At 77.4% G+C, this 650-nt stretch carries 1 protein-coding gene; it reads right to left on the bottom strand.

Annotated elements, in window-relative coordinates:
* A partial coding sequence (locus tag ND748_RS33340) for a hypothetical protein (RefSeq protein WP_251750196.1) occupies positions 1–435 on the bottom strand: 435 nt, incomplete at its 3' end.
* Between the last annotated feature and the right edge of the window lie 215 nt (positions 436–650).

A 650-nucleotide genomic window follows, 5' to 3' on the forward strand; every position in this document is an offset into this window, starting at 1 on the left:
GGCCGAACCGGCCGCGTCCGCCTCGGGGGCAGGCCGGGGCACCGCCGGAGTCACTGGTGCGCCGGCCACCGGTATGCCGGCGCCTCGCGCCTGCTCCGGCTGGGCCTGTCGGGGAACCGCGGGGGTGGTCGCGACGCGGTTGACGCCGTCGGTGCCGTCGCGCGGCGCCGGGCGGCCGAGACCGGTCGGGTCGTAGCCCAGGTAGCCCAGCACCACGTCACGCTGCGCCGCGACCAGCTCGCGAGTGGTCCGCAGGAACTCCAACACCACGGCGTCCACCGGGCCGCCACCTCCAAGCTCGGGCAGGGCGGCGGCAAGGACCGCCGGATCGTCGATCGGGTCAGCGGGAACGAGCGGTGACGCCGGGTCCTGCGGGACGAATCCCCGCACACCCGCGATCTCGGGAAGCTCCCCGCCAGCCGCCGCGGTCCGCACCACCGCAGCGGCAGATGCCGCCGCAGGGGACACCGCCGCGGGGGACACCGAGGGAGCCCGCGTGACAGATGCGAGTGGCACCGGGACGCGAGGTCCCGCTGGTGTCGCCGCGACGTCCGCGGCCGTGGGGGGCGCGGGGTGGCCCGGGCCGCCCCCCGTGGCCGTCGCGGGGGGACCCTCGAGGCTGCGCGGGCTTTTTGTGTTCGCCCCGGGTT

Origin of the sequence: Frankia sp. AiPs1, from assembly GCF_023716945.1 — a bacterium.
Lineage (GTDB): Bacteria > Actinomycetota > Actinomycetes > Frankiales > Frankiaceae > Frankia.